The organism is Thermus sp., assembly GCF_040290245.1.
GTDB lineage: Bacteria > Deinococcota > Deinococci > Deinococcales > Thermaceae > Thermus_A.
The window spans coordinates 6096-11259 of the sequence record NZ_PSMQ01000053.1 but is presented as its reverse complement, the minus strand read 5'-3'; the positions used below and the strand labels follow the sequence as shown (position 1 = coordinate 11259).

The following is a 5164-nucleotide window of genomic DNA, read 5'->3' as shown; positions in this document are numbered from 1 at the left end:
TAGGCTATGTCCACCTTCGGTGGACGTGGGGGAGTCCATGTATCCCACGGACTGAAAGTCCGGGGGATTATAGCTCCCCCACGTCCCCTCTTTTCTCTAACGGGGCTCAGGCCCAAGGTCCGGCCGGGGTAGGCTCTCCACCGCCCGCCTCAGGCGTTCCCTCGAGGCATGCACATAGATCCCCGTGGTGGCCAAGGACTCGTGCCCTAGCAGGTCCTTGACCGCGCTGAGATCCACGCCAGCCTCCACCAAGGCGGTGGCGTAGGCGTGGCGCAGCTTATGCGGGGTAAACCGCTTGGGGTCCAGGCCCATCCGGAGGGCCATGGCCCGGAAGCGGGCCTCCACGTAGGCCGCGCTTGGAGGCTTGCCCTTCTTCGCACGGGGGTAGGTGTGCAAAAGGCCGAAGATCGCCCCCGCCGGCTCCCTGCCCCGGACGGACAGCCAGGCCTCGAGGGCCTCCTGTGCGATGGGCGAAAGGGGAACCAGGCGCTCCTTGTCCCGCTTCCCGATAACCCGAAGGCCCACGGGCTTTCCTTCCTCCCAAAGGAGATTGGAGGTTTTCAAGGAAAGGGCCTCGGAGATCCGGAGGCCCGTGCCGTAGAGGAAAAGGGCCAGGGCTTTCAGGAGGGCCTCCTCCTTCTCCCCTTCCGCCCCTTGCACGAAGCGGCCCACCTCCTCTGGCGTGGGGTAAAGGGGAAGCCGCCGCCCGGAGCGGGGCCGGGCTACGCCCTCCGTGGGGTCCTCCACCTCGAGGCCCCACACCTCTTTAAGCCACCGGTAATACCCCCTCAAAGCCGCGAGGAACCCCTGGGTCCGCCTGGGGCTGAACCCCCTTTCCGCGAGGAAACGCCGGACCGCCTCCCGGTGTGCCCCAAGCCCCCGTTCCTTCAAAAACCGTTCCCAGTAGGCGAGGTCCTGCAGGTACCGCCGCACCCCTCGCTCCGTATGCCCCTTCTCCAGGCGCAGGTACCGGGCGTATGCTTCCCGAAGGGAAGAACCGAGTGCTTCCTGGGTCAGCCCCATTGGGGCTACGTTCCGGGAGTCAGCCCCGGGTGCTTCCCCGTTAGGGGAACACCCCCTGGGGCTACGTTCACGCCGTCCTTGCGGCTTAGCCCGCATGGGGGCATTATACCCACCCTGTTTATGGTAGAATTGGCTCAATGCCGTACTGGCTCATCCTTTTGATAGCCGCTTTGGGGCTTTTAGGGGCGGTGCGCCTCCACCTCGAGGCGATCTATGGCCTTCCCTGGTTGATGATCAGCGTGGCGGTGATCGCCAGCGTCTACGGGCTTTGGGCAGGGGGTTTGGCCGCGGGGTTGGCCATGGCGGTCTTTTCCCTCCTCTACTGGCCGGAGATCCAGGCTAAAGGCCTTCTCCCTCAAGCCCTTATGCCTGCTCTTCTCCTAGGCCTCAGCACCTATACCGCCGCAGACATCGGGGCCTCCTTGCGCCGGGCCTACCGGAAGGCCAAGGCCCTGGGCCGGGTCTGGAAACTCCAAGCAGAGCTCCTGGAGCACCTGCCCTTAGCGCAAACCCGCCGGGAGGTGGTGGACCTTCTCCCCCGCTTCCTGACCTCCCAGGGTGTGGAGTACGTGGGCCTCTGGGAGCCATGGGAGAACGGCCTCCGGCTGGTGGCCGGATATCCCCTTCCCGACTTCATCCCCGATACCGGGGTTGTGGGCCGAGCGCTCAAGGAAGGGCGTCCAATCCATGTGCCCGATGTCCGCGCCGAGCCTGGGTACATCCCCCCCCAAGGGGTCCAGGCTCAAAGCGAGCTGGCCCTGCCCATCTTTGAACGGGGTGAGGTGAGCCTTGTCCTCAACCTGGAAAGCGCACGCCCCTTTGCCCCCGAGGAGGTGGAGGCCTTCGTCCGCCTGGCCCAGGCGGTGAGCGCCTATCTGGACCAGCTGGCGGACCGGATGGAACGGAGGGTGCTTTCGGAGCTCGCCCAGGCTATGGGCTCGGGTAGGAGCGTGGCAGAGGTGGCGGAGAAGGCCCTGCGGCTTTTACTGAGGGGTTTGGAACTCGAGGCGGGCACCCTTTTGATGGCCAAGGGGGCCAGGATGGTCCCCCTGGCCGCTTTGGGGGCGGAGAACCCTGACCTCCAGGCGGTGCTCAAGACCGGCCTCCCCTATGGGGAAGGACTGGTCTGGAAGGTCTACCATGAACCCTCCCCCCTCTTCACCGAGCGGTATGCGGAGTTCCCAGGGGCCATACAGGCCCTGCGAGCCCTGGACTGGCGGACCCTTGTGGCCCACCCCATCCCCCTTTTGGGGGCCAGGCGGAGCCGGCTGGTCTTGGTCTTGGGCCAGCGCCTTCCGCGCGCCTGGCGACAGGCGGAAAAGGACCTCCTGGCGGCGGCCGCCCGGGCGGTGGGGCTGGGACTGGAGCGGAGCTTGGAAGCCGAGCGTTACGCGCGGATCAACCATCTTTTTCAAAAGGCCCTCCTTGCTGACCTCGACGCCGCCTACCGGCAGGTTTTGGAAGAGGCGGTGGACCTGGTCCCGGGCGCGGAGGCAGGAAGCCTTTTGGCTTTGGACCAGGGCGCGTACGCCTTCCGGGCAGCGGTGGGCTACGACCTGGAGGCCCTGGCCCAGGTCCGGTTCGACCCGGAAGGGATGCTCCTCTGGTACGGCCAAGGGATGAAGGAGGCCTTGGAAAACCAGCCCCGCATCCTGAGCGCCCAGGAGGTCCCTCTGGCGGAGATCAGCCACAAGACCGCCCCCCCCGAGGTGATGGACACCGCGGGCCGGGTGAAGGAGATCCAGGCTAACCTCTGCCTTCCCATCGCACACCAGGGCCAGGTGATGGCCTTTTTGAACCTGGACAACCTCCACGATCCTCTGGCCTTCTCCCAGGACTCCCTGGCGGTGGCCCGGCTTCTCGCAGGGCCTTTGGCGGTGCTCCTGCACGAGGTGCACGGGCGGCAGCTTCTGGAGGAGGCGGCCCTGACCGACGCCCTCACCGGCCTGCCCAACCGAAGGGCTTTCGACCGGTTGTTCGCCGAGGAGCTGGCCCGGGCAGAGCGCTACGGTCATCCTCTGGCCCTTATGATCTTGGACCTGGTGGGGTTTAAGCCCATCAACGATCGGCTGGGCCACAAGCTGGGGGACTGGGCCTTGGTGCGGGTGGCCGAGGCGCTTCTTGAGAATCGGCGGAACGGGGACCGCGTCTTCCGCTGGGGTGGGGATGAGTTCGCGGTCCTCCTCCCCCACACCGGCAAGGAGGGAGCCCAGGCGGCCGCCTTACGCTATGCGAAGGCCATAGGAAGCCTCGAGATCGATGGCCACCGCCTGGGGGTGAACATCGGGATCGCCGCCTACCCGGAGGACGGGGAGGGGGCGGACGAGCTTTTGAGCCGCGCGGACGACCGGATGTACCGGGCCAAGGCCCAAGGGGTACCGGTCCTCGCGGAGTGAGCTTCCCGAAGGGAACACCATTATTAGGCCCTCAGACCCCCGCCTCCATCAAGGGCAAAAAGGCCTCCACCACCTCCGGGTCGAACTGGCGGCCTGCCTCTTCTTGAATATAGGCCAAGGCCTTTTCCCGGGGCCAGGCCTTGCAGTAGGGCCGATCGGAGGTGAGGGCATCGTAGACATCCACCACGGTGAAGATCCGGGCGGAAAAGGGAATCGCCTGCTCCTTCAGGCCAAGGGGGTAGCCGGAGCCGTCCCAGCGCTCGTGGTGGCTGTAGGGGATCTCCAGGGCCTTCTTCAGGAAGGGGATTCCGGAAAGCCATTCGTAGGCGTAGACGGGGTGGCGCTTCATCACCGCCCACTCCTCCTCCGTCAAGGGGCCTGGCTTCTGGAGAATCCGGTCGGGGATCGCGATCTTCCCCACGTCGTGGAGGATGGCCCCCCGGCGGATGTGCTCGAGGTCCTCCTCCGGGACCCCCAAGGCCCGGGCCAGGCGCAAGGCGAGCTCTGTAACCCGCTCGGTGTGGCCAGAGGTCTCCTGGTCCCGTAATTCCACCGCCTTGGCCCAGCCCCACAGGGTGAGCTCATAGGCGGCCTCCAGTTCCCGCTGGGCCCGGAGGAGGTCTTCCAAGGTCCTGAGGCTTTCCAAGGCCAAGGCCCCCTGCCCTACCAGGACCCGGAGGAAGTCCTCGTCCTCCCGCCCCAGGTCCCAGGGCCTGCGGGTGAAGAAGGCCAGGCTCCCCACCACCTTTCCTCGAGCCATCAGGGGGTAGGCCCACTCCGCTACAAGGCCCTCCTGTCGGGTCCACTCGGGGTGGGTCCCCGGGTCTTGGGCCAGGTCATCCACCGCCACCACTTCTCCAAAAAGGGCGGCCCGGCCCACATGCCCTTGGCCCAGGGGGATCTCCCTGGGAGGTGTGGAGCGGAAGCCCCGGTGAGCCTTGAGCTGGAGGGTCTTGGATCGGGGGTCCAGGAGGAAAAGGGCGGCGGCGTCCACCTGGGTTAGAAAGGCCTGGTTCAGGAGAATCTCCAGACTGGGCTCGAGGCCCATCGAGGCCAAAACCGCCTGGTCCACCCTGCGCAAAGCCTCCAGTCGCTCCACCTGCCGGGCGAGCCTCTGCCGAAGCTGAGCCCGCCTTATTGCACCTCCCAGGGCCTCCGCCAGGACCTCGGCCCGCTCCACCTCCTTCGGGGTGGGGAGGCGGCCTTCCGGCCAGGCGAGAAGGAGCACCCCCAACGGTCTTGGCCCCGCGGTGAGGGGAAGCGCCATCCCCGACCAGCCCTCGGGGACTAAGGGGCGCGACGCCTCGCGCAGGCGGGGGTCCTCCTTGAGGTGGGGGCTCAGGACCACCTCGCCCTTGAGGGCCAGGCCCACCAGGCTTTTTTCCTCCAACCGGGGAGCGGCGGCCAGCTCTGCCATCCATCCCCGGGCCGCCCTCTCCACGAGGCGGGGCGGCTCCCCCTCATAGAGGAGGAGGCTTCCCGCCTCGGCCTCCATGACCTCCAAAAGGAGGTCCAAAGCCCCCTCCATCATTCGGCGAAGGTCCTCGCTTCCTCTAAGGGCCAGGCTCAGCCGGGCGAAGGCCTCGAGGGTCCTCTCCCTCTCCTTGGCCTCTGTGATGTCCAGGCCCACGCCCAAGACGGCGGGCCTTCCCCCGATCTCCACCCGGGCGGCGCTGTAGTCCAACCAGCGCACCTCCCCCTCCTTGGTGAGGATGCGGAAGGCGTACCGGCTGGGCACCTCCTCC

At 66.9% G+C, this 5164-nt stretch carries 2 protein-coding genes and 1 pseudogene; 1 reads left to right on the top strand and 2 read right to left on the bottom strand.

The annotated features are described in order from the left end of the window. Window positions 1-96: 96 nt before the first annotated feature. Window positions 97-1023, bottom strand: coding sequence for a tyrosine-type recombinase/integrase (locus C4301_RS07780; protein ID WP_352414531.1), 927 nt, complete (start codon window positions 1021-1023; stop codon window positions 97-99). Window positions 1024-1160: 137 nt separating this feature from the next. Between C4301_RS07780 and C4301_RS07775 the strand changes: the two genes are divergently transcribed. Next, window positions 1161-3419: a diguanylate cyclase domain-containing protein gene (locus C4301_RS07775; RefSeq protein ID WP_352414530.1), complete on the top strand. Its 2259-nt coding sequence runs from the start codon at window positions 1161-1163 to the stop codon at window positions 3417-3419. Between the two features lie 31 nt (window positions 3420-3450). On the opposite strand, the pseudogene C4301_RS07770 reads toward C4301_RS07775, so the two are convergent. Then, window positions 3451-5164 (bottom strand): annotated as a pseudogene (locus tag C4301_RS07770) (HD domain-containing phosphohydrolase); the annotation flags it as partial.

Excerpts from the sequence above, each read along its gene's own strand:
- C4301_RS07780 (WP_352414531.1), bottom strand. The coding sequence starts at position 1,023 with ATGGGGCTGACCCAGGAAGCACTCGGTTCTTCCCTTCGGGAAGCATAC.
- C4301_RS07775 (WP_352414530.1), top strand. The coding sequence starts at position 1,161 with ATGCCGTACTGGCTCATCCTTTTGATAGCCGCTTTGGGGCTTTTAGGG.